Annotated in this window: 23 protein-coding genes; 8 read left to right on the plus strand and 15 right to left on the minus strand. The window is 63.0% G+C overall.

Annotation, left to right across the window (positions count from 1 at the left end; genetic code table 11):
- Window positions 1–2 precede the first annotated feature (2 nt).
- Window positions 3–1172, plus strand: a complete 1170-nt coding sequence (locus BN2475_RS27185; protein WP_094782549.1) for a CmpA/NrtA family ABC transporter substrate-binding protein — start codon at window positions 3–5, stop codon at window positions 1170–1172.
- A 150-nt stretch (window positions 1173–1322) separates the two neighbouring features.
- Here BN2475_RS27185 and rhaS read toward each other — a convergent pair whose 3' ends face one another.
- The 6 genes from rhaS to rhaM form a co-directional block, all read right to left on the minus strand.
- Window positions 1323–2330, minus strand: a complete 1008-nt coding sequence (gene rhaS, locus BN2475_RS27190) for a rhamnose ABC transporter substrate-binding protein (RefSeq protein WP_094782550.1) — start codon at window positions 2328–2330, stop codon at window positions 1323–1325.
- Between the two features lie 103 nt (window positions 2331–2433).
- Window positions 2434–3453: an ABC transporter permease gene (locus BN2475_RS27195; protein ID WP_094782551.1), complete on the minus strand. Its 1020-nt coding sequence runs from the start codon at window positions 3451–3453 to the stop codon at window positions 2434–2436.
- Entirely contained in the window at window positions 3446–4504 is a 1059-nt protein-coding gene (locus tag BN2475_RS27200) for an ABC transporter permease (RefSeq protein WP_094782552.1), read from the minus strand. The genes BN2475_RS27195 and BN2475_RS27200 overlap by 8 nt, the downstream gene beginning before the upstream one ends.
- Window positions 4501–6030, minus strand: coding sequence for a sugar ABC transporter ATP-binding protein (locus tag BN2475_RS27205; protein ID WP_094782553.1), 1530 nt, complete (start codon window positions 6028–6030; stop codon window positions 4501–4503). The genes BN2475_RS27200 and BN2475_RS27205 overlap by 4 nt, the downstream gene beginning before the upstream one ends.
- 45 nt (window positions 6031–6075) lie before the next feature.
- Window positions 6076–6969: an amidohydrolase family protein gene (locus tag BN2475_RS27210; RefSeq protein WP_094782554.1), complete on the minus strand. Its 894-nt coding sequence runs from the start codon at window positions 6967–6969 to the stop codon at window positions 6076–6078.
- Between the two features lie 60 nt (window positions 6970–7029).
- The gene (gene rhaM / locus BN2475_RS27215; protein ID WP_094782555.1) at window positions 7030–7353 is read right to left on the minus strand and encodes an L-rhamnose mutarotase; all 324 of its coding nucleotides are present in this window, start codon (window positions 7351–7353) and stop codon (window positions 7030–7032) included.
- Between the two features lie 130 nt (window positions 7354–7483).
- Here rhaM and BN2475_RS27220 point away from each other — a divergent pair, with 130 nt between their 5' ends.
- Window positions 7484–8479, plus strand: a complete 996-nt coding sequence (locus BN2475_RS27220; RefSeq protein ID WP_094782556.1) for a LysR family transcriptional regulator — start codon at window positions 7484–7486, stop codon at window positions 8477–8479.
- Between the two features lie 15 nt (window positions 8480–8494).
- Here the strand turns inward: BN2475_RS27220 and lra1 are convergent, their stop codons facing one another.
- From lra1 to BN2475_RS27240, 4 genes are all read right to left on the minus strand, one after another.
- On the minus strand, window positions 8495–9277 hold the full coding sequence (gene lra1 / locus BN2475_RS27225) for an L-rhamnose 1-dehydrogenase Lra1 (protein WP_094782557.1): 783 nt from the start codon (window positions 9275–9277) through the stop codon (window positions 8495–8497).
- A 70-nt stretch (window positions 9278–9347) separates the two neighbouring features.
- Window positions 9348–10526, minus strand: a complete 1179-nt coding sequence (gene rhmD, locus BN2475_RS27230; RefSeq protein ID WP_094782558.1) for an L-rhamnonate dehydratase — start codon at window positions 10524–10526, stop codon at window positions 9348–9350.
- Window positions 10527–10647: 121 nt separating this feature from the next.
- Window positions 10648–11400, minus strand: a complete 753-nt coding sequence (locus tag BN2475_RS27235; RefSeq protein WP_094782559.1) for an SDR family NAD(P)-dependent oxidoreductase — start codon at window positions 11398–11400, stop codon at window positions 10648–10650.
- 200 nt (window positions 11401–11600) lie between these two features.
- Window positions 11601–12617: an alcohol dehydrogenase gene (locus BN2475_RS27240; protein ID WP_094782575.1), complete on the minus strand. Its 1017-nt coding sequence runs from the start codon at window positions 12615–12617 to the stop codon at window positions 11601–11603.
- Between the two features lie 374 nt (window positions 12618–12991).
- On the opposite strand from BN2475_RS27240, the gene BN2475_RS34370 reads away from it, so the two are divergent.
- Both BN2475_RS34370 and BN2475_RS27245 read left to right on the plus strand, forming a co-directional pair.
- Window positions 12992–13168 (plus strand): hypothetical protein, encoded by a 177-nt coding sequence (locus BN2475_RS34370; RefSeq protein WP_159444614.1) that lies wholly within the window; start codon window positions 12992–12994, stop codon window positions 13166–13168.
- A gap of 45 nt (window positions 13169–13213) precedes the next feature.
- On the plus strand, window positions 13214–13789 hold the full coding sequence (locus BN2475_RS27245; protein WP_094782560.1) for a hypothetical protein: 576 nt from the start codon (window positions 13214–13216) through the stop codon (window positions 13787–13789).
- A 341-nt stretch (window positions 13790–14130) separates the two neighbouring features.
- On the opposite strand, the gene BN2475_RS27250 is transcribed toward BN2475_RS27245, so the two are convergent.
- Window positions 14131–14736: a hypothetical protein gene (locus BN2475_RS27250; RefSeq protein ID WP_094782576.1), complete on the minus strand. Its 606-nt coding sequence runs from the start codon at window positions 14734–14736 to the stop codon at window positions 14131–14133.
- A 101-nt stretch (window positions 14737–14837) separates the two neighbouring features.
- Window positions 14838–15047 carry a hypothetical protein gene (locus BN2475_RS33905; RefSeq protein WP_143325921.1) on the minus strand — a complete coding sequence of 70 codons (210 nt, stop codon included), beginning with the start codon at window positions 15045–15047 and terminating at the stop codon, window positions 14838–14840.
- Window positions 15048–15612: 565 nt separating this feature from the next.
- Between BN2475_RS33905 and BN2475_RS34375 the strand changes: the two genes are divergently transcribed.
- On the plus strand, window positions 15613–15765 hold the full coding sequence (locus BN2475_RS34375) for a hypothetical protein (RefSeq protein ID WP_159444615.1): 153 nt from the start codon (window positions 15613–15615) through the stop codon (window positions 15763–15765).
- 64 nt (window positions 15766–15829) lie between these two features.
- Here the strand turns inward: BN2475_RS34375 and BN2475_RS27255 are convergent, their stop codons facing one another.
- The gene (locus tag BN2475_RS27255) at window positions 15830–16135 is read right to left on the minus strand and encodes a hypothetical protein (RefSeq protein ID WP_094782561.1); all 306 of its coding nucleotides are present in this window, start codon (window positions 16133–16135) and stop codon (window positions 15830–15832) included.
- Window positions 16136–16897: 762 nt separating this feature from the next.
- Between BN2475_RS27255 and BN2475_RS27260 the strand changes: the two genes are divergently transcribed.
- On the plus strand, window positions 16898–17227 hold the full coding sequence (locus BN2475_RS27260; RefSeq protein ID WP_094782562.1) for an H-NS histone family protein: 330 nt from the start codon (window positions 16898–16900) through the stop codon (window positions 17225–17227).
- Between the two features lie 272 nt (window positions 17228–17499).
- Here BN2475_RS27260 and BN2475_RS27265 read toward each other — a convergent pair whose 3' ends face one another.
- On the minus strand, window positions 17500–18162 hold the full coding sequence (locus tag BN2475_RS27265; protein ID WP_094782577.1) for an arsenate-mycothiol transferase ArsC: 663 nt from the start codon (window positions 18160–18162) through the stop codon (window positions 17500–17502).
- 372 nt (window positions 18163–18534) lie between these two features.
- Here BN2475_RS27265 and BN2475_RS27270 point away from each other — a divergent pair, with 372 nt between their 5' ends.
- Window positions 18535–19200, plus strand: coding sequence for a gamma-glutamylcyclotransferase (locus tag BN2475_RS27270; RefSeq protein WP_094782563.1), 666 nt, complete (start codon window positions 18535–18537; stop codon window positions 19198–19200).
- Between the two features lie 4 nt (window positions 19201–19204).
- Here BN2475_RS27270 and BN2475_RS27275 read toward each other — a convergent pair whose 3' ends face one another.
- Window positions 19205–19939: a J domain-containing protein gene (locus tag BN2475_RS27275; RefSeq protein WP_094782564.1), complete on the minus strand. Its 735-nt coding sequence runs from the start codon at window positions 19937–19939 to the stop codon at window positions 19205–19207.
- A 408-nt stretch (window positions 19940–20347) separates the two neighbouring features.
- Between BN2475_RS27275 and BN2475_RS27280 the strand changes: the two genes are divergently transcribed.
- Entirely contained in the window at window positions 20348–21055 is a 708-nt protein-coding gene (locus tag BN2475_RS27280; protein ID WP_094782565.1) for an NADPH-dependent FMN reductase, read from the plus strand.
- Window positions 21056–21185 lie beyond the last annotated feature (130 nt).

Here is a 21185-nt window from a genome sequence, read left to right on the forward strand (position 1 = left end):
TCATGAACACTTCCACTCGCATCGACGCGTCGTCCTCCTCGGGGCAGCTCGAAAAGACCCATTTGCGGCTCGGCTTCGTCGCGCTGTCGGACGCCGCGCCGCTGGTCGCCGCGAAGCTGCTCGAATTCGGCCACGCCCATGGCCTGACGCTCGAGCTATGCCGGCAGCCGTCGTGGGCCGCCGTGCGCGACAAGCTGCTCTGCGGCGATCTCGATGCGGCCCACGCGCTCTATGGCCTCGTCTACGGTGTGCAACTCGGTCTGGCTGCGCCGAGCACGGACATGGCCGTGCTGATGGTGCTCAACCGCAACGGCCAGGCGATTACGCTGTCGAACCGCCTCGCCGATGCACTCGCCGAACAGGGCTCGCTGCCCAAGGCGCTGGCGACGCTCGGCCGCAAACCGGTATTCGCGCAGACCTTCCCCACCGGCACGCACGCGATGTGGCTGTACTACTGGCTCGCGTCGCAGGGCGTCGATCCATTGCGGGCGACTGAAAGCGTCGTGATTCCGCCGCCGCAGATGGTCGCCGCGCTCGCCGAGGACAAGCTCGACGGCCTGTGTGTCGGCGAACCGTGGAACGCGATGGCCGAAGCTCAGGGGGTCGGACGGACGATCGCTTATACGGGCGACGTGTGGCCTGACCATCCCGAGAAGGTGCTGGCCTGCCGGCGCGATTTCGTCGATGCGAACCCGAACGCGACCCGCGCGCTGGTGCAGACGATGCTCGAGGCATGCCGCTGGCTCGACGGTGCGGGGCACCGCGAGGAGATCGCGCGCTGGCTTGCGCGGCCCGACTACATCGGCATCGATGAGGCGCTGATCGCGGCGCGCCTCGGTGCTGGCGCCAGCGAGACCGCCGGGCTTGCCATGACAGCGCCGCGCAACCCGCCCGTGCGTTTTTTCGACGACGGCGCGGCCAACTATCCGCATCCGTTCGAAGGCGCGTGGTTTCTCACGCAGTTCGAGCGCTGGGGGATGATCGACGCGCGCGAGGACTACGCGCAGATCGCGGCGCGGATCAATCAGACGCAGTTGTATCGCGATGCGGCCGCACGCGTGAACGTGGCGGTGCCTGGCGAGGATGTGACGAAGGTGCTGATCGACGGCGAGGTGTGGGGAAGCGGCACGGCATCGGCCGCTTATGCGCGGCGTTTTTCGATCCGGCGGTGACGACACGGCGCGGCGAGGCGGATGGCTGATGCCACGCCACGCCACGCCGCGCCTCGTCGCTTCGTCGCTTCGTCGCCTCGTTACTTCATACTCGCCGCGCCGCGCGCATCATGCCGTCACACGAGCGACTGCCTCCAGCCACGCAACTGACTAGAAGTTGAAGTTATCGATATTGCTCGCGTCGAACGTGGTCGGCGGTCCGAGAATGATTTCGCCTTGCGGCCCGATCGTACGCTTGCCGAGCTTGCCGGCGTCGAATGATTCGCCCTCCTTACCAGTGATCTTGCCCGACGCCAGCGCCCCAGCCGCATACCCCGCGAGGTAGCCGAGCTGGTTCGGATCCCACAACTGGAATGCCTTCACGGTGCCGTTCTTCACGAACGCGCGCATCTGGTTCGGCGTGCCGAGCCCGGTCACGACCACCTTACCCTTGCTCGACGACGACGAAATATAGCGCGCGGCCGCAGCAATGCCGACCGTGGTCGGCGCGACGATCGCCTTCAGATTCGGATACGCCTGCAACAAGCCTTGCGTTTCGACGAAGGACTTCTGATCGTCGTCGTTACCGTAGGCGATCTTCACGAGCTTGATCTTCGCATACTCCGGCTTCTTCAATTCCTCCTGCATCCACTTGATCCATGTGTTCTGGTTGGTCGCGTTCGGCGTGGCCGACAGCACCGCGAATTCGCCCTCGCCGCCCATCAGTTTCGACACCAGTTGCACTTGGCCACGGCCGATGCCTTCCGCGTTCGCCTGATTGACGAACAGTTGCCGGCCCTCGGGTGCCGTGTCCGAGTCGAAGGTCACGACCTTGATACCCTGGCCCATCGCTTTCTTCAGATACGGCACCAGCGCATTGGCGTCGTTCGCGGCGATCACGATCGCGTCCTGGCGCTGCGTGATCAGCGTATTGATGTATTGCACCTGTGACGACGCGCCCGCGTCCGACGGTCCCACCACCTTGCCCACGCCGCCGAACTCCTTGATCGCGGCAAGGCCGCCGTCGTCGGCGATCACCTCATAGGGGTTGTTGATCTGCTTCGGCACGAATGCGATCTTCAGGCCGCTTTTCAGGTCCGCGGCCGATGCGGCGCAACTGATCGCGATCAACGCGGCGCACAGCGCAGCCGTGCCGGTGTGACGTAGAGGTTTGAACATGAAGTGTCTCCTGCGTTGTGGTTGGACGTGGTGTCGTCCGGGTTATCGAGCGGTGATATGTCGGTCGTTGGAATTGCGCTTCGCAGATAGCATCAGGACAGCGTTATGAAGAAGGAGCCGCGGACTTCGCGATGAAACGCCGGTCGCGCGCCGCGCGCCAGCGGGCCACCAGGTTCGGTATCAGCACCGATGCCAGCAGCAGCACGCCGGTGACGATGGTGAGCGTTTCGCTGGACACGTCGTCGAGCGTCAGCGCATTTTTCAGCACACCGATGATCAGCAGCGACAGCAGCACGCCGATCATCGAGCCGCGTCCGCCGAAAATACTCACACCGCCGAACAGCACCGCGGCGATCACCGACAATTCGAAGCCCTCGCCGTTGTCGCCGCGCGCACTGGTGAAGCGCAGCGTATAGACGACGCCCGCCAGTGCACTCATCGCGCCAGACAATACGAACAGACGTAGCCGGATCTTCGCCACTTCGATGCCCGAGAACGCGGCGGCGGTCGGATTCGCGCCGATCGCATAGAGGCTGCGGCCGAACGCGGTGGACTGCAGCAGCACGGTGAACAGCACCGCGCCGACGATCACGATCACAAACGGCAGCGGAATGAAACTCGCGCCGACCGTGTCCATGCCGAACGCCGTATAACCCGCCGGGAAATCGGCCACGGCCTGATCGCCGAGCAGCACATAGGCGAGGCCGCGAAACAGCGCCAGCGTGCCGATCGTGACCGCGAGCGACGGCAGATTGAGTTTGACGATCACCAGTCCGTTCAACAGCCCGGCGAGTGCGCCGGCAATCAGCACGAGCACGATCACGACCGGCATCGGCAGGCCAAGGTGCCACAGCACGCCCATCAACGCGCTGGATGCCCCCAGCACCGACGCGACCGACAGGTCGATTTCGGCGGCGACGATAATCAGCGTCATCGGCAGTGCCATCAACGCGATCTCAGTCAGATCGGCCAGTACGTTGCTCAGATTCGCGCCCGTGAGAAACACCGGCGAGAGCCACCGTCCGAGCGCGATCGACACGACCAGCACGATCACCAGCAACACTTCCCATTGCAACGGCGTTTCGCGTTTGCGCGTCAGCAGCGCGGAATCGGGTTTAGCCATGATCGCGTTTCCTCATCATGCGTTTGGCGACGGAGCGGGCCAGCAAGGTATCGGCGGTGATCGCGGCGACGATCAGCGCCCCCTGGATCGCCTGTTCCCAGAACGGCGACACATGCAGCACCACCAGCGCGATGCTGATCACACCGAGCACGAGCGCGCCGAGGGTGGCGCCGAGAATCGTGCCGACCCCGCCCGTGATCGCAACACTGCCGACCACTGCCGCCGCCACGACCTGCAGTTCGATGCCCTTCGCGGTGCTGGCGTCGACGGTGCCGAAACGGGCCAGCCACAACGCGCCCGCGAAGCCGGCAATCGCGCCGGACAGCAGGAAGCCCGACATCACGCGACGCTCGACGTTCACGCCGGCAAGCCGCGCCGCCTCCGGATTCGAGCCGATCGCGTAGTGTTCGCGGCCACCGCGAAACTGCTTCAGGTACACGGCGAGACCGGCCAGCACGACGATCGCGATCAGCGCGAGCGTCGGTATGCCGAACAGCGTGCCGGTCGCGAGACGCGAATACGCATCGGGCAAACTGGTCGCGTTGATCTGGCCACCGTGCACCCACGCGTAGTCCGCGCCGCGAAAGATGTACAGCGTGGAGAGCGTCGCCACCAGCGACGGCACGCGCCCCACCGCGACCAGCAACGCATTGATGCCGCCCGCGACGAGACCGATCGCGAGGCCTGCCGCCAGCGCGACCAGCACCGGCATATGCGGAAACGCGACGAACAGGCTGCCGACCGCATACGCGCTGATGCCGACCGTCGAGCCGACCGACAGATCGATATGCCGCATCAGGATCACGACCGTCATGCCGGCCGTCAGCAGACTGATGATCGACACGTTCAGCAACACGTCGCGCAGGTTCTGCAGATTCAGGAACTGCGGCTTCGCGAGGCCGGTGCCCGCGATCAAGAGAATCAGCACGACGAACAGCGTGGTTTCGCGGCTCTTCGCGATGCTCGCGACGAAGCCGCCCGGCGTGCTGGCGGAGCGCTTCGTAAGCGGCGGCTGAACCGGTGCGGGATGGGTCGAGGAATGGCGCATCATGCGGCGGCCCCCAACGGTGGCAGCGGCTGACCGAGCGCAGCCGCCATGATGCGTTCCTCGTCGGCTTCGGCGCGCGCAATATCCGCGCTAATACGTCCCTCGTGCATCACCAGCACGCGGTCGGCCATGCCGAGCACTTCCGGCAACTCGCTCGAAATCATCAGCACCGCCATGCCGTCGCGCACCAGTTCGGCCAGCGCGCTATACACCTCGGCTTTCGCGCCGACGTCGATGCCGCGCGTGGGTTCGTCAATGATCAACACTTTTGGGCCGGTGGCCAGCCATTTGCCAAGCACGACCTTCTGCTGGTTGCCGCCCGATAGCGTGCCGACCGGCGCGTCGGGATCGCCCGCTTTCAGGCGCAGTCGCGTGCCCCACTGATTGGCGAGCTGCGTCTCGCTGCGCGTCGAGATCAGGCCGTGTCTGACGAGCCGCCCGAGCACCGTCATCGACGCATTGCGGGCAATGCTCAGCTCCAGCGCGAGCCCCTGCTGGCGCCGGTCTTCCGGCACCAGCGCGAGGCCGGCGCGCACCGCGGCGGCGGGCCGGCCCGTCGTCAGGCGCTGGCCGCCGAGCCACACTTCGCCCGCGTCGAGCGGATCGATGCCGAAGATCGCCCGTGCGACTTCACTGCGCCCCGCGCCGACGAGGCCGGCCAGCGCGACGATCTCGCCGGCGCGCACGTCGAACGAGATGTCCTTGAATACGCCGACGCGCGTCAGGCCGCGCACCGATAGACGCACTTCGCCCGGCGGACGGTCGGCCTTCGGATAGAACGTCTCCAGATCGCGGCCGACCATCTTCGCGACGATCGACTCGGTGCTCAGATCGGCGGTCGGTGCGTCGAACACTTTGGCGCCGTCGCGCATGATCGTCACGCGCTGTGTCAGCGCGAATACTTCGTCGAGCCGGTGCGTGATGAACAGAATCGCTACGTCGCGCTCGCGCAGCTTGCGCACGATCGCGAAGAGCCGCTCCACCTCGGGCAGCGACAGCGCGGCGGTGGGTTCGTCCATGATCAGGATGTTGGCATTCAACGACAACGCCTTGGCGATTTCGATCACCTGCTGATCGGCGATCGACAGCCCGCGCACCAGTTGATCCGCACGCAGATCGACGCCGAGCGAAGCCAGCAAGCCATCCACTTCGCGGCGCATCGCGTCGTATTGAATGCGGCCGATCCGGTCGACTGGCTGCCGTCCCATGAAGATGTTCTCCGCGATCGACAGGTCGAAGAACAGCGTCGGCTCCTGATAGATGACCGCGAGTCCGGCGTCGCGCGCTTCGGCGGGCGTCGCGAAACGGCGTGGCGCACCGTCGACCAGCAGCTCGCCGCTATCGGGCTGGTGCACGCCGGCGAGAATCTTCACGAGCGTCGACTTGCCCGCGCCGTTCTCGCCGAGCAGCGCATGCACTTCGCCCGGCCACAGCGCGAGGTCGCCGTCGGATAGCGCGCGGACCCGGCCGAATGATTTGCTCGCGTGCCGTAGTTCGAGCCTCGGCACAGCGGATGTCGATTGCTGCACTGCCTGTCTCCTTCGTTATTCGCGTTCGAGGATGCCTCAGATGCCTCAGATGCGGTAACAACGCTCTGCGTTACGGCGAAACAGCGCGTCTTTCTCGGCATCACTCGCGCCGTCGACGATCGACGCATACGCGCGCCACAGGTCCGTGTACGAGCCGAACAGCCGGTCGACCGGAAAGTTCGACGCGAACATGGCGCGCTCGACGCCGAACGTATCGATGGTTTCGAGCACGTATGGCCGCAGGCTTTCAACGGTCCAGTGATGATCGAACATCGCGAGTCCACTGATCTTCACGGCGACGTTGCGGCACCCCGCGAGCGTTCGCATGCCCTCGCGCCACGTGCGATAGCCGGCCACGCTGCTGCGATCCACGAACATGCCGGCATGGTTGACGATGAAGAGCGTCTCGCCATGCGCGCGTGCGAGCGCGGCCGCTTCTTCCATCTGTGACGGATACAGTTGCAGATCGAACGACAGGTCATAACGGCGCAGCAACGCGAAGTGTTCGCGCCATTGCGGCTCACGCATGAAGTGCCGGCCAACGTAGTCGTACAGCTTGTTGTCGTGCACGTTGAGAATCTGGCGGATGCCGCGCGTATTGGCGAACGACGCGTGCGCTTCGAGCAACGCGGGGGCATTCGGCGCGGACAGATCCACCGCGGCGACGATCGCGTTCGGCATGCCACGCGATTCGTCGCGCTCAGCGATCGACTGCAGCCAGCGCGTCTCTTCGACCGGATCGGCGGGATCGTGATTCGCTTCGACATGCACCAGCTTCAGCACCTCGATCTCGCCGGCTTCGCGCAGCAGATCGTCGAGCAGGTAGTCGTGCTTCAGTTCGCGTGCATCGCCGACGAACGATACGCCCGGATTCTCCAGCCATGGGTAGCGATGCGTTTTCAGGTCCCACAGATGGATATGCGAATCGACAACCTGCATGCAACACTCTCCGTTGGGTGAAGGTCACTTCGAGGTCCGCTGACGTGCAACACTGAACCGTCAGCTCATCGTATTCAAATGAAAGACCGGTTCGAGCGCTTGCTGAAGCGGCGTATGGTCCGGCGCGGTCTGCATGATGTCGGCCATGTAATCCCACCATTTGCGCATCACGTCGAGCTTCGGCAATTCGTCCATGGTGTGCTGGCTGGTCCGCGTCAGGATGGCGAAAAGGTGATGCGAGTCCGGGTCGAAGAAAATCCGGTAGTCGCGCACCCCCGCGTTTTGCAATGCGTCAACCAGCTCGGGCCAGATCTGCGCGTGACGTCGTTCATATTCCTCGCGCATGCCGGGGTTGAGCACCATGCGGAAAGCGATTGTTTCCATTGCGGCCGGTCTCCGTCGTATTCGGGCGCTTTCCAGGAGAAGCGTCTGATGCGACTATAATTCCTGGGTCGATAGCATCTCAATCCGTTGTTGGGATTGGGCGATCCACAAACCGAATCGCACCGCAACCATGAGCCAACACTCAGCTGCCGTCGCACTCGTCAACCGGCTCAAGTTCAAGCACCTTGCGCTGCTCGTCGCACTCGACGACACCCGCAACCTTCACCAGGCCGCCGAAGCCGTCAACGTCGCCCAACCCAGCGCGAGCCGCATGCTCGGCGACATCGAAGAAGCGTTCGGCTTCCTGCTGTTCGAGCGCAACGCACGCGGCATGACGCCCACGCCGCTCGGCGTCGTCACGCTGGCTTACGCGCGGCGCGCGCTGGCCGAGCTGACCCGCTTCGCCGAGGACCTCGACGTCAAACGTCGCGGCGGTCACGGACAATTGACCGTCGGCGCGATCATGGGCGCCGCGCCCGATCTGCTGGCGATGTCGGTGGCCGCGCTGAAAACCGAAAGCCCGTTGCTCAATGTGCGCATTCTCGGCGAAACCAGCGACCAGGTAGTCCAGTTGTTGCATCGCCGCGAAGTGGATCTGGCGCTCGGACGCCTGACCAGCCCGCTGCAACACAACGATTTCAGTTTCGAGCCGCTCGCTCGCGAGACCCTGCTGCTGGTCGTGCGTTCGGTGCATCCACTCGCGCAGTGCACGCGCATCACGTTGCGTGAGCTGGTCGACTGGCCGTGGGTCGCGCAGCCCGTCACCAGTCCGGCACGCGTGCTGTTCGAAGAGGAGCTCGCGCGTGCGGGACTCGCGACGCCGGTCAACCTGACCGAATGCGCGTCGATCTTCGCGACGCTGCAGCTGCTCGAGAATTACGATGCGGTGGCGATGCTGCCGGAGTCGGTGGTACGCGATCATTTGCGTGGCAAGCTGCTGGTCGCATTGCCGCTCGAAATCGGCAAGAGCCTGGCCGGCTTCGGCATTCTCACGCGCAAGGAAGAAGCGCTCGCCGAACCGGCGCTGCGCTTCATCGAGCTGTTGCGCGGCTTCTCGCGCAATCTCGCACGCGAGGACGCCGTCAGCGTGGCGAACTCGCTGATCGCGCCGGCGCCGGTCAGTTGAAATCGGCATCGCGCGTTACTGCAGGTTGACGAACAGGCCGCCGTCGACCAGCAACGCGGCGCCCGTCACGTAGCGCGCACGGTCGGAGGCGAGGAACACCACGCAATCGGCGACGTCTTCCGGACGGCCCAGCCGGCCGAGCGGAATGCGCTTCTCGAAGTAGGCCTTCTTTGCTTCGTCGGCGAGGTCTTCTGCGTTCAGGTCGGTCGCGATAGTGCCCGGCATCACCGAGTTGCAGCGAATGCCAAACGGCCCCAACGCGATCGCGCACGACTGCATCAGCGAATGCACGCCCGCTTTGGTCGGCGTGTAATGCGTCTGCATGGCGCCGCCCACCAGCGCGCTGATCGAACTCGTCGCGACGATCGCGCCGCCCGTGCCCTGCTTTTTCATCTGCTGCGCGGCTGCTTGCGTGACATAAAACGCGCCGTTCAGATTGACCGCCACGGTCGACTCCAGCACTTCCGGCGGCATGTCGAGAAAGGCATGGAACGGACAGATGCCGGCGTTGCTGGCGAGCACGTCGACCCTGCCGAACGCTTCGACGGTACGGCGCACGAGTTCGTGGCCCGTGTCGCGCGCAGCGACGTTGCCTTCGACCGCGATCACGCGCCGCCCGAGCGCCTCGATCTCGCCGACCACTTCGGCGACGGCGGAACGCCGTCCATACGATGCGTCGTTGTCGCCCCAGTAGTTGATCGCCACGTCCGCGCCTTCGGCGGCGCACGCGATGGCGATCGCGCGTCCGATGCCGCGCGAACCGCCGGTGACGATCACGACCTTGTCCTTGAGCAGCACGTCATTCTCCTTTGCTGGATCAACACTGCGAGTGGTAATCGGCAATCCATAACGCGCAATCCATCCGCGATCAGCGGGGATAAGGCCGCACCAATGCGCACTCCGGATTCAGCCTCACACCGAAGCCCGGCGCGTCCGGCACCTTCATGCGTCCATTCACGGGCACCGGCTCGTCGAGCAGAAGCGGCGTGAACATCGGCACGACCTCGTCGGCATTGGGCGCCATCATCAGGAACTCGGAGAACGGCGAGTTGTGGCGCGTGACGACGAAGTGATAGCTGTACACCGACGACCCGTGCGGCACCACCATCACATTGTGAGCATCGGCGAGCGCGGAGATCTTGATCAGCTCGGTGATGCCGCCGCACCAGCCAACGTCCGGCTGGATCAGATCGCAGCACTGCATCTCCAGCAGCAGGCGAAAACCCCAGCGCGTCGCCTCATGTTCGCCGGTGGACACCATCATGCCGCGCGGCACGTTGCGGCGCAGTTCGGCGTAACCCCAGTAGTCGTCGGGCGGCAGACACTCCTCGATCCATTTCAGGCCGTACTCGTGCGCCCCGTGCGCGAGCCGCGTCGCGTATGGCACGTCGAGACTCATCCAGCAGTCGTACATCAGCCAGAAGTCGTCGCCGACTTTTGAGCGCATGTCGCCGAGCTTGTCCAGATTCCGCTTCAGACCCGCTTCGCCTTCAGCGGGGCCGTGTTGCAACGGCAGCTTGCCACCGATAAAACCCATCTCCCTCGCGAGATCGGGCCGCGCGCCGGTTGCGTAGAACACCAGCTCGTCGCGCACCGGGCCGCCCAATAGCTGGTACACCGGCTCCTTGCGCACTTTCGCGAGCAGATCCCATAACGCGAGATCGACACCCGAGATCGTGTTCAGCACCACGCCCTTGCGACCGTAATACAAGGTCGAGAAGTACATCTGATCCCACATCTTCTCGATGTCGGTGACAAGCTGCCCTTCCAGAAACCGCGCGAGATGTTTCTCGACGATGAACGCGCCGATCTCACCGCCCGTCGTCACCGCGAAGCCGACCGTGCCATCGCTCGCTTCGATCTCCACGACCAGCGTGCCGAGCACGTTGATGCCGAACGACTGGCGGCTCTGCCGATACTCGGGATAACGCGCCATCGGCGTAGCGATGTGATCGTCGATCCAGTGTCCACCGGGTTGGTCGTGATAGTCCGCACCGCCGCCGCGGACGATGAAGGCACGCACGTGCCGGATAGTGGGCATGGCCATGAAAGAGCTCCGTGATGGATGCGTCGAACCTGCTGTCGACAATGCGCCTGGCGGGCCGGGCGATGGGTTTTGTCTCGTCCTTACGGGTACCGCGGCGGCTTTCGGATTGCGCTGCACGCGCTCAGTAAGTCGCCCGGCCGCCAGACAGATCGAACACCGAGCCGGTGCTGAACGCGCAATCCTCGGACGACAGCCACAGGATCAGCGACGCCGCTTCTTGCGGCAGCAGGAAGCGGTTCATTGGAATCTTCGAGAGCATGTAGTCGATGTGCTGCTGCGACATCGAATCGAAGATTTCGGTCTTGGCCGCGGCGGGCGTGACCGCGTTCACGAGAATATTGCGGGTCGCGAGTTCTTTGCCGAGCGACTTGGTCAAGCCGATCAGGCCGGCTTTCGATGCACTGTAGTGCGAAGCATTGGGGTTGCCCTCCTTGCCCGCGACCGACGCGATATTGACGATCCGCCCATAGCCCTGCTTGAGCATTTGCGGGACCACCGCGCGGCAGGTCAGATATGGGCCGATCAGATTCACATCGATCACGCGGCGCCAGATGTCCGGCTCCAGTTCCCAGGTCGCGCCATTGCCGCCGGTGATGCCGGCGCAATTGATCAGTACGTCGATCGCGCCGTGATCCGCGACGGTTTGCTCGACGGCCTGCGCGACGGCGGCTTCCTGGGTCAGCTCGACGGTAATGGCAGTGACTTTGCCCAGCTCGGCCAGCTCGCGCTGGCTGCGCGCGAGGCGTTCAGCGTCGATGTCCCACAACGCGACCGACGCGCCCGAGTTCAATGCCCGCTGTGCCACCGCGTAGCCGATGCCGCGTGCGCCGCCGGTGATGACGACAACGCGCCCCGCCAGATCGATCTGATTCATCGCCGTGCTCCTGTGGGCCGCCCGAGCGGCGCGCCCGTAAGTTGTTGTAATCGCTGCTGTCCGTGCTGATGGTGCAGTCAATATACGGGCGGTGCGATGCGCCAACAATTCGAGTATTGGAGGGGGCGATAACAAAAGCGAATCGCGGATTAGTTACTCGTCAAGGAGGCTCCGATGGATGCGTCGGTCGAGGGTGGGCGTCAGGCAATCTTTAGCACCACCCTGAAACGCGCTGCCCCGCTCATCATCCGGTCATACGCTTCGGCTGCACGCTCGAGCGGATACTCCTCGATCATCGGCTTGACGCCGCTAAGCGCGCTGAAAGCGAGCGTGTCCTGAGAGTCGGCGGAGGTTCCTGAGGGCCAACCCTGAATCGAGTTGCGTCCCATGATGAACTGGATGGTCGGAACCTCAACGGGCTCCTGTGTAGCGCCGACCACGATCATCTTGCCGTTTAGCCCCAGCCCACCCACTGCCGCGCTCATTGCCTTGCCACTTGTGACCGTCGCGAGAATCACCCTCGCGCCACCGAGCTTGTTGAGTTCCTCGGGAATACTCTGTGTCGTGCTGTCGATGTAGTGATGAGCCCCGAGTTCTTTCGCGAGGGAAGCCTTGTCCTGTCCGCGGGCGATAGCAACGGTCCTGAAGCCCATCTTGCGGGCGAATTGCACGCCAAGGTGCCCGAGGCCACCGATACCGAGCACGGCAACCACGTCGCCCGCACGTGCACCGCTGTTGCGCAACGCGTTGTACGTGGTAATCCCTGCGCAGAGTAACGGCGCTGCATCCGCATCGGACAAGTCATCGGGAATGCTGGCGAGCGCTTCTACCGGGGCTACCATGAATTCGGCATAACCGCCGTTGTAACTGATTCCCGGTATTTGTGCTTTTTCACAAAGAACAAAATCTCCCTGACGACAACGCGCACACCGGCCGCAATGGCCGCCGTGCCAACCCACACCGACCCGCTGTCCGACGCGCCAGCCCTCTACGCCAGTCCCGACGGCATCGATGATGCCGGCTATTTCATGTCCCGGCACGCGTGGAAATTGCAGACCTGGCCAGAGCCCCTCCTTGGTCATGGAATCACTGTGGCAAATTCCGCACGCCTGAACCTTGATGCGGACCTGACCCTCGTCCGGCTGAGGAACATCCAGTTCGACGAGTTTCAATGGGCCTCCCGCTGCTTCCGCCTGTACAGCTTTCATCCTGGACATGGTTTCACCTCGCTGGTCATCGATGTTGTCGGCACGTTGAGGATGCGTGGCGTTTCGCACGATCCACAGCGTCAAATTGGCAAGCTTTATGGGTTGTTCACGAACCGTTCAGCCGAATGCAAGTGGCTGGCTCCTGTTATAGAACGTTTGAATTGCGAGGGAAAGTTTGGTGCGTCGCGATGTGTTACTTCAATCTCCATTGCGCCAGCCTCCATCGACTTGCGCTCATAGTGAGGTCTGTCCCTGTCATCAGATATTTTTGCAGCGCTCCCACGCGCGTGGTGCAGTTGAATATCGACTTGACCCAACGGAAAGTGAACGCAGCGCGCTGTGCGGAGTCACACAAGCTACGACCTCCCTCTCTGGAGCACACGATGATGAACCATCCCTTGGAACAGACCCGTGCCGCCGGCCGCATCGACGACCAGGACAAGCGCGCGAACGACGCCCCGGACAACGGCGACGCACCGACTGAAAACGAAGCCCCAGCGCCTATCCTGCAGTCAGAAGACGACGAGCTCGTCGACGAAGACGCATTGAATGAGAAGTGACGACACGAGTCGTTGCACTGACATAACATTTTTCACTAGCACGTAATGAACGAACATAAAGTCACGGACGACCGATTTGATAGACGAGAACTTTTGCTTCATCTCGGCGACATTCTGGAAGCCGCGACATATCTTGCCGGAACGAAGTCGCCGGCCACACTAGTGGCGCAGCTTGCGCAAGAAGATGATGCATTGCGGGACCTTGCGTTTCTTCGTGGGCTCGCGCCCAGGATGACAGTGGCCGAGTTCAGTGCACGCGTCGCCAGTGCATTCTGCCTGTGGCCGAAGAGGCTACTTGAGGCGCAGCTGAATCGGACTGCGCTGGCGTCGACTGTTCAGCGTGCCCTTTTCGATGGCAACCCTGATGGCTGGAACGGGTACGTTAGTTACCTGCAGAACAAGGTGGCATGGTTCGGAACAGGGCTTCCCGTTATGAATGCGGACGCTTTGGCAAAGCCGGTTCGTCATGTCGCAGAGGAGGCGATTCCGATCGAAGCGCCGCTTGAAGCACCAGTTGAAGCGTCGATCCAGGCGCCGGTCGTGGCCACATTGTCCGCGAAGCCGAACGCGTCATTCGAGAAGAAAGGTTGGCCTTGGCCTGAACCAGGGTCGACGACCTGACTCACCGCACCAACCGGCCCGTACCGCGGTCGCTACTTGATCTCAGCCGGGATACGGGATGTCGCTATTAGATTAGTTGTATTAGCCGGGACCCGATCTGACAGGGAGTCGGGCCGATAAAGAACGAGTCATCAACGGGAATGAGCTTTGTGCGCTCGAGTGCGTCAGCGGGTTTCATGCGTTACTGTTCCGTTGAATGATCTTTTGCGCGCAGCGTGATCAGGTGTCGGCGCTCGTTGCCGCGCACGGCGTCGAACTTCGATCACATCGTGGTCGACGCCGGATTCGCGATGCGAGACGTGCCGCCCACCACGATGTGCGTCACCCACGCGCCGCCATCGTCACTTCGGTTCGCCGCCGTTGCGCGACACGACGGCCGCAACGGCAGAGACGAACACGGCCCGAACCGAGTCGCCCACCTTGAGCTCGTCCAATGAAATGTCTGGCGCGACATCGAGCGTTTCCGTGCGCGTCGGACCACGCAGCGTGACCGTGCGGTGCTTGCGGTCGACTTTCTGTACCGTCGCCACGACTTCGACCCGACGCGCCGACGCCACCACACCGCCCGATGCCGGTTGCGCGATTTCGGTGTCGATGCGCTGGCGGATCCCGCTCGTCGCCAGTTTGTCGATACCGATCAGAACCGACTTGTGATACGCGATGTTCAAAATGTCGCCGACATGCAGCTTCTTCACGTCCGCTACTTCGGGATTCACTTCGATCACCGAGAGGCCACCGCGCGGACCGAGCAGCGTGACGCTGTTCGAATCCGGATCGATTTCGACGACCCGCGCCTGAACGTGAAGCAGCGCCGCCGCACCGACGGCCTGCGGCGCCGAGGCCGCTTCCTGAGCCACGGCCGGGCAGGCAGCCGCGAGCAGAATCGCTAGCGCTACCGGGATGGTCTTGACACGAGCCAGACTCGACCTTGATGTATGGCTAGCCATGAAACACTCCTTTTGATTGCGTTGGTCATCCGGAAAATGTGCAGCACGGCGATCGGGCCAATCGAGCCAATGAAGCCAGTCGGCCTCGCTGAAACCTGTGGTCACGAGAAAGGCAGCTTGTTGTTATGTGCGTTCACGCCGAATACGCTCGGCGCGTAATAGTTCTGTACGTTGAACAACAACGATGGATTGAGCAGGCTATCGCCTTTGTTCGCATTGTCGGCTTCGCTTTGTGCGAATGAACTTTCATCCAAAACCGGCAGAATTCCCGCTATCAAAAAACGACAGGACCCGGTAACCGATTTCTTCACACTGATCTCCGTCTTTTAAAGACAAAGGCAGTTCTCGCGCAATCTATTATGCAAAAATCGCGAAAAGCAATGCCCACGTCCCAGATGCGGCGCAAAGGAGCGCTCTTTTACAGACGATGAGACGCAAAAGCCCACAGTGCTTTGCGCGTCGCTCTCTTGCGAGCGTCAGGGGGTGAACAGGTGGCTAGCCATAACGCGTTCCTCGCAGAGACGTTGGCTGCCGCACGGCCGACTTGTGCGGGCTTGAAAGGCGACAAGGTGTTGATTATTGAAAACCGTTAGGGGATGCTAGCAAACGTGTAAAGCAATAGCAAGGCACTATTGCGCCTGATTTATCTCGAACCGAAAGCGGCCATCCAGGCGGCACTTCGTACGCACACCAAATGAACCAGTGGGGGAATTTTTTTCTCAAAGACCGCATTCGCCCCACAACGGATTATTAGCAGCGGGGTATGCGGCCTGCTCCGAAACACCTCCGAAACACTACTTCGCCACCATCTCGGCGACCCGCACACGACTCGCTAGTCCATTGCCAGGACGACCCGTTGCAGACATCGAATTTCGCATGGAAGAAACCAACCTTCGTCTTGAATCGCTCGCCGACGACTGCGGAAAATCGCAGCCGCTCGTGCAGTATGTCGAGCGCGAGTCGCGCTGGCAATTTGCACGCAACACGTTTGCGCGAATGGATGTGATCGCCCGATGCAAGACACCGTGATTGCGCGAAGTCCCGGCGGGACGCGGCACCTTCTGCCAGGCACCGCGCTCCCGCTCACAAATAGTCACTGACCGAAATAGATTTTGCATTGCGGTCCGGAAGTGCACGGCGGAGAACGTCGGCTGCCCGAGTCTGACTGTCCCGCGGCCACGCCGCCATACGACACGTTTTGCACCGCCTGCGTACCCTGCCCGGTTTCGCCGAGCGACATGTCAGTCGTGGCCTGCGCCGACTCGTTCGCGTTCTGTTCCATCAGCGCACGGCCCGACGCGGCCGCACCCGGCTGGCCCTCCGGCTGCGTGGCGCTGGCCGTTCTGGGTGCGAGAAGCAGAAGGGCGCTTGCGACTACCATCAATAAACGTAATTTCATGTCCAGACTCCTCGAATCCGGCGCAGCAGTTCTCGTCCTCCTAAAGAATTGATCCGCGAAAAAAGCCAGTTCGCCCAATCGGGCTGAGGAACGGGTCGATGACGATGCCTGACTGCTGCGGCGGGTCATCGAACTAAACGAATAAATAATTGCCAGACCTGCAACCGATGTGGGACGCGTTCTCGCAGGTGTCCGGAATCAGCCGCCACAAGCTGGCAGCGCGAATATGTGCTCCGCAGTTTCGTTATAGGTCGCCCGCCTGGGAATGCAATCCGGGGCCCGCTCGCGTGCGGCGTGCCATACTGTTGGATAAACCGCATTGCAGACAAAATCAGCGGCGCCGGTGCGTGCTTTGCCGTTACAGTGCGCTATGATGCTGCCATAATGTAAAAAACGGCACGCGCGAGACACCGGCGGAAGACGGAGCGTGGACGTGAAACCAGCCATTCGCAGTCAGTGCATTGTTACCACAGTTCTTTCCGTTCGGCCTCAACGCTTATCCCGCGTTGTTTCGCCGCGCGGGCGAAGTGATGCGATATGCACCAATTGGCAGCGATTGGCACGGCAATCTTATAGGCGGCCGGGTTTGGCATAGGCTGTAGCGCGATTTATGGGGCAGCGTTTTCGGCGCGGCTCGTGGAATTTCCTTCAATCGATAACCCCACGCGGTCCGGCTCGCTTAAATAGGCGCGATGCATCGCGTCTTTCCCTTGCAATCTGTAATTGACAGAACGCTGGACGTTTTAGAAGGACGAATATCTTATGGACGAAAGGAAGCGAGATAGCATGATTGCGTATCTCCGCCATCGCATGGAAGAGTTTGGTATCAAGCCAGAAGACCTGGCTGCCGTGCTGGCGTCCGAACCGGCGGCGCAAAAAGCCGAACGCTACCGTAGCGCGAGCGGAGACAGCTGGGACGGCCAGGGTGAAATGCCCCAATGGCTCAAGCAGGCGATCAGCGCGGGGCAATCCATCGACCACTTCGAATTGGCCGCCAAACCGGCCCCCGCCCCGCAACCCCAGAAAAAACATGTGGACTGGAGTAACGACCCGTTCGCAGGTAGCCGGCTCGCGCGTCCGAATAACCGTTGAGCTGCTGCCAGGCTATTGAGCCGCTGGCGCAAAAAGTTTATCCCCGCATTCTCCCGTGGGACCTCGCCGGTTCGAGAGGTTCGCTGACGCACGCATATGAAACACCGACGCGAGCGTGCCGCCGCTTTGCACGCAGAAATTCGTGCCCGCCGTATATCCGGCGAGTGCGGCGTAATCATGCGTTGCGTCCAATAATCCGGCCCCGCAATTCTTGAACGAACTACACTCGGCTCGCAGCAGCCCGACGGGCTTGCCAAGCAAAATTTCGTGCGTCAATCGACGCTCAGAACCACGCTCGGCTGTGTCGCCGTGGTTTCGGCGGCAAGCGTCGCGGTGAACGTCGCGCCGCTCGCTGAGCTGGCGGCTGGATGGCTTGCGTAGCTGTCGGCGGCGCGCGGCGAGTCGTTATCGGTCGTGCTCATGCCCGTGCTTGCGGGTGCTGCGGCGCTTGCGGAGGCCGCCATCAGAGCGCCCATGTCCCGCACCGGCGGCGCCGCATATTGCGGCAACGCGATGAACGCGCCGACCTGCCGCACGATCTGCCAGAACATCTTGTCGAATAGCCGCACGCGTTCATCGTCCGACAGGCCGTCGCCGAGCGGATTGGCAACCGTCCAGCAACGCAACGAAGGCGCCCCCGGAAACGCGGGCACATGGTGTGCGTTGACGGATTCGTCCAGTGCAATGACGAGGTCCATGCGCGGCGCCCACTCACCGGTGAATTCCAGCCAGCTTTTCGGGCTGAGCAGGTCGCGGCCCGATATGCCACGGCGCAATTGGGCGAGCGCCAGCGGATGAATCCGGGCGGCCGGCTCCGGCCCCGCGCTGAATGCGTCGAACCGATGCCCTGCCAACTCGCGCAGCAAAGCCTCGGCAATGATGCCGAGCGCTGAATTATCGCGGCAAAGAAACAGCACTTTATATTTTCTGGTCACGCTCATCCCGTACCCGTATTTTTATTTTGCTTCTGGGCGACATTTTGCCTACCCAGTCTTGCGCCTCCGTGACACTACGATGTCTTAATTTTGCGCGCTACAGAATTTGCACCAGGGTTTCAACTGAGGGGCTCCGAGCGCGATGCGCTACGCATGCCCGGCAGTGTACCAGCGTGAGGATTAACCTTACATTACCCTGTCTGTCGCATACCGACACGGACGCGTGCGTTGATTGGCATGCGCCGCGCGACGCACTTTTTCTCGCGGACGGATTTATCCCCCCGCGGTCGCGCGTTCATACTGCAGGTTGTTTTTTGCGGCCGCCCGCGTTGCCGATCGGGCTCGCGACAGCCACCACCACGAGACTCACGGATGCTGAACAGAAACGCCATTCGCTCCGGCGCATACCTGGAGAGTTTTGATTCGCTGCCCAGCGAGATGCTGTGGACCCAGGAGCGGATCGACGCATCGCTCGCGCAGACCCTGCAGCGGCGTCCGCACGATGGCGAGGTCTGGGTCTTCGCGTACGGCTCGCTGATGTGGAATCCGATTTCGGACTTCGACAGCCGCCGTACCGCGACACTGCACGGCTGGCATCGCAGTTTCTGTATCCGGCTGATCGCCGGACGCGGCACGCCGGAACAGCCGGGGCGCATGCTCGCGCTCGAGCCGGGCGGCAGCACGCAAGGCGTCGCGTTACGCCTGGGTGGTGCGTCGCTCGAGGAAGAGCTGCGGATTCTGTGGATTCGCGAAATGGTGACCGGCGCTTATCGGCCGACCTGGGCGCCGGTCACGCTCGACGACGGCACCCAGCTGGCCGCGATCGCCTTCGTCGCCAAGCCCGACGATCTGCAATACGAACGCGATGCGCGCACGGCCGCGATCGCGCCGTTGATGGCCGTGGCGACGGGCCTGTTCGGCACGAACGCCGAATACGTGTTCAAGCTGCAACACGCGTTGGCGGACTCCGGCCTGTGCGATCCCTATATCGACGAAATCGCGTCCGAGCTGACGCGAATCAGTAGCCAGTGCGCATAATCCGTCAAAAACGCAAGCCGTTCAGAAACTGAAACCACAGACTACTCAGTGTTCCGGCCGGATGCGCGTCGGCTGCCGGTTCATCGCGTTTTGCGTAGTTCGGCTGGTTTGCGCGGTTTGGCTGGTTTGCGCGGTGGCCCCGCGGGTTGTGCGCGGAGTCCTCCTGCTGCACTGAAGCCGCTGCGGCCCGCGCCGATGCACCGGAACTCGCGGCCGCGTCAGCAGCGTCGGCCGCATCGGTGGCATCCGTTGAATCAGCGGCCATGTCGGCCTGCGCGCGCTCGCGACGCGACGCCTGCAGCGCCGCCACGCTGTCCGCGATCTGCGCGGCGCGACGCGGCTCGCATTGCCGCCCGAGCAGCACACCGAACAGGACGTCGCGATTGTGACCTTCGTCGGCGAACCGGATCGCCACCGACACCATCTCCGCATACGCCGCTTCGTCGGCGGCACGCACCGCCGCTTCGCGCTTCGCCTCGGCCTGCCGCTGACGCGCGAGCTGCGCTTCCCAGCCGCGCATCTGCTCCGCATAGACCTGATCGTAGATCTTGCGCTGCGCGGCGTCGGAGAGGATCGCATACGCATCCTTGATTTCCTGGAAGGCGGCGCGCGCCACGCCCTCCTCGGCGCCGTGATTGCGATCGGGATGCCACTTCATCGCCGCCTTCCGGTAAGCCCGCTTGATTTCGTCGTCGGTGGCGTTCGCTGGCACACCGAGCGTGTCATATAGGGTTGTCATTCCTGCTCGACCTCGCCGGGATTCATCGCTGGCCATCGTAGCATGCGAGCCGCGGCTCGATCGCGAAACGGCCCGCGCCGACGCCGCCGCGAAGACAAAAAAAGGCCTCGCCACTCACGTGGCGAGGCCAAGTCCCATTTCAAGGAGATGTCATGGAGGAGACGATCCGATCATAACCATGCGCGCTCGCGTCCCCAACCAGGCGTTCGCCATATGCTTATCCGGCACGCCTTCACGTGCATTGGACGGATGCGCCGACCCCGCGCGGTTATATGGTTAGAACAAAAAGTCGCTTAGCCGCGCGCCCGGCGCTCATTAAGATGACACTTCACAGCCCGGTTCGCGCCGGTCCGTCTGCGCGCAGCCCCGCGCCAGCGGGCCGTGAGCCGCTACCGAAGGAGCATTTCGTTGAGCAGATTCGACCATCATCGCCGCCCACTCGTCATCGGCATCGGCGGCACGACGCGCGCCGCGTCGTCGACCGAGCGCGCGCTCGGCTTTGCGTTGCGCGGCGCGCAAGCCACCGGCGCGCACACCCGCCTGTTCGGCGGCAGCTTCCTGCATAGCCTGCCCCACTACGCGCCAGAGGATTCGGAACGGACCGACGAACAGCTCGAACTGATCGAAGCGGTACGCCACGCGGACGCGCTGATCATCGCGACGCCCGGCTATCACGGCGGCGTGTCCGGGCTCGTCAAGAATGCGCTCGACACGCTCGAGGAACTGCGCGCCGACGAACGCCCGTATCTGGACGGCCGCGCGGTCGGCTGCATCGTCACCGCGTATGGCTGGCAGGCGGCCGGTTCGGTGCTCACGTCGCTGCGCTCGATCGTCCATGCGTTGCGCGGCTGGCCGACGCCGTTCGGCGCGGGCATCAACACGCTGGAAACGCGCTTCGATAGCGTCGACACCTGCTCCGACCCGAAAGTCGTCGATCAGCTCGCGACGGTCGGCCAGCAGGCCGCGCAATTCGCGCTGGCGTTCAACGCGCCTCGTGCGGCGGACCCCGCTTCGGCCACGGCTGCGTCTACGGCCGCCTCCAGGGCCGCATCTTCGACTCCCTCCGGGACCGCGCTCGACGAAGCGCGGTCCGCGCGGCGCTTGCACGCGGTTTGAATGGCGCTGCCCACGATACCGGGGTCTCGCTGGCAGTCCCCGGCGCCGGTGTTTGCGCGAACAGTGCGCCATGCAACAGACGACCGGTCCGCTCAGGCGGATAGTATCGAGCACAGCGAATATGATCCGA

Source organism: Paraburkholderia ribeironis, from assembly GCF_900019265.1.
GTDB classification, from domain to species: domain Bacteria; phylum Pseudomonadota; class Gammaproteobacteria; order Burkholderiales; family Burkholderiaceae; genus Paraburkholderia; species Paraburkholderia ribeironis.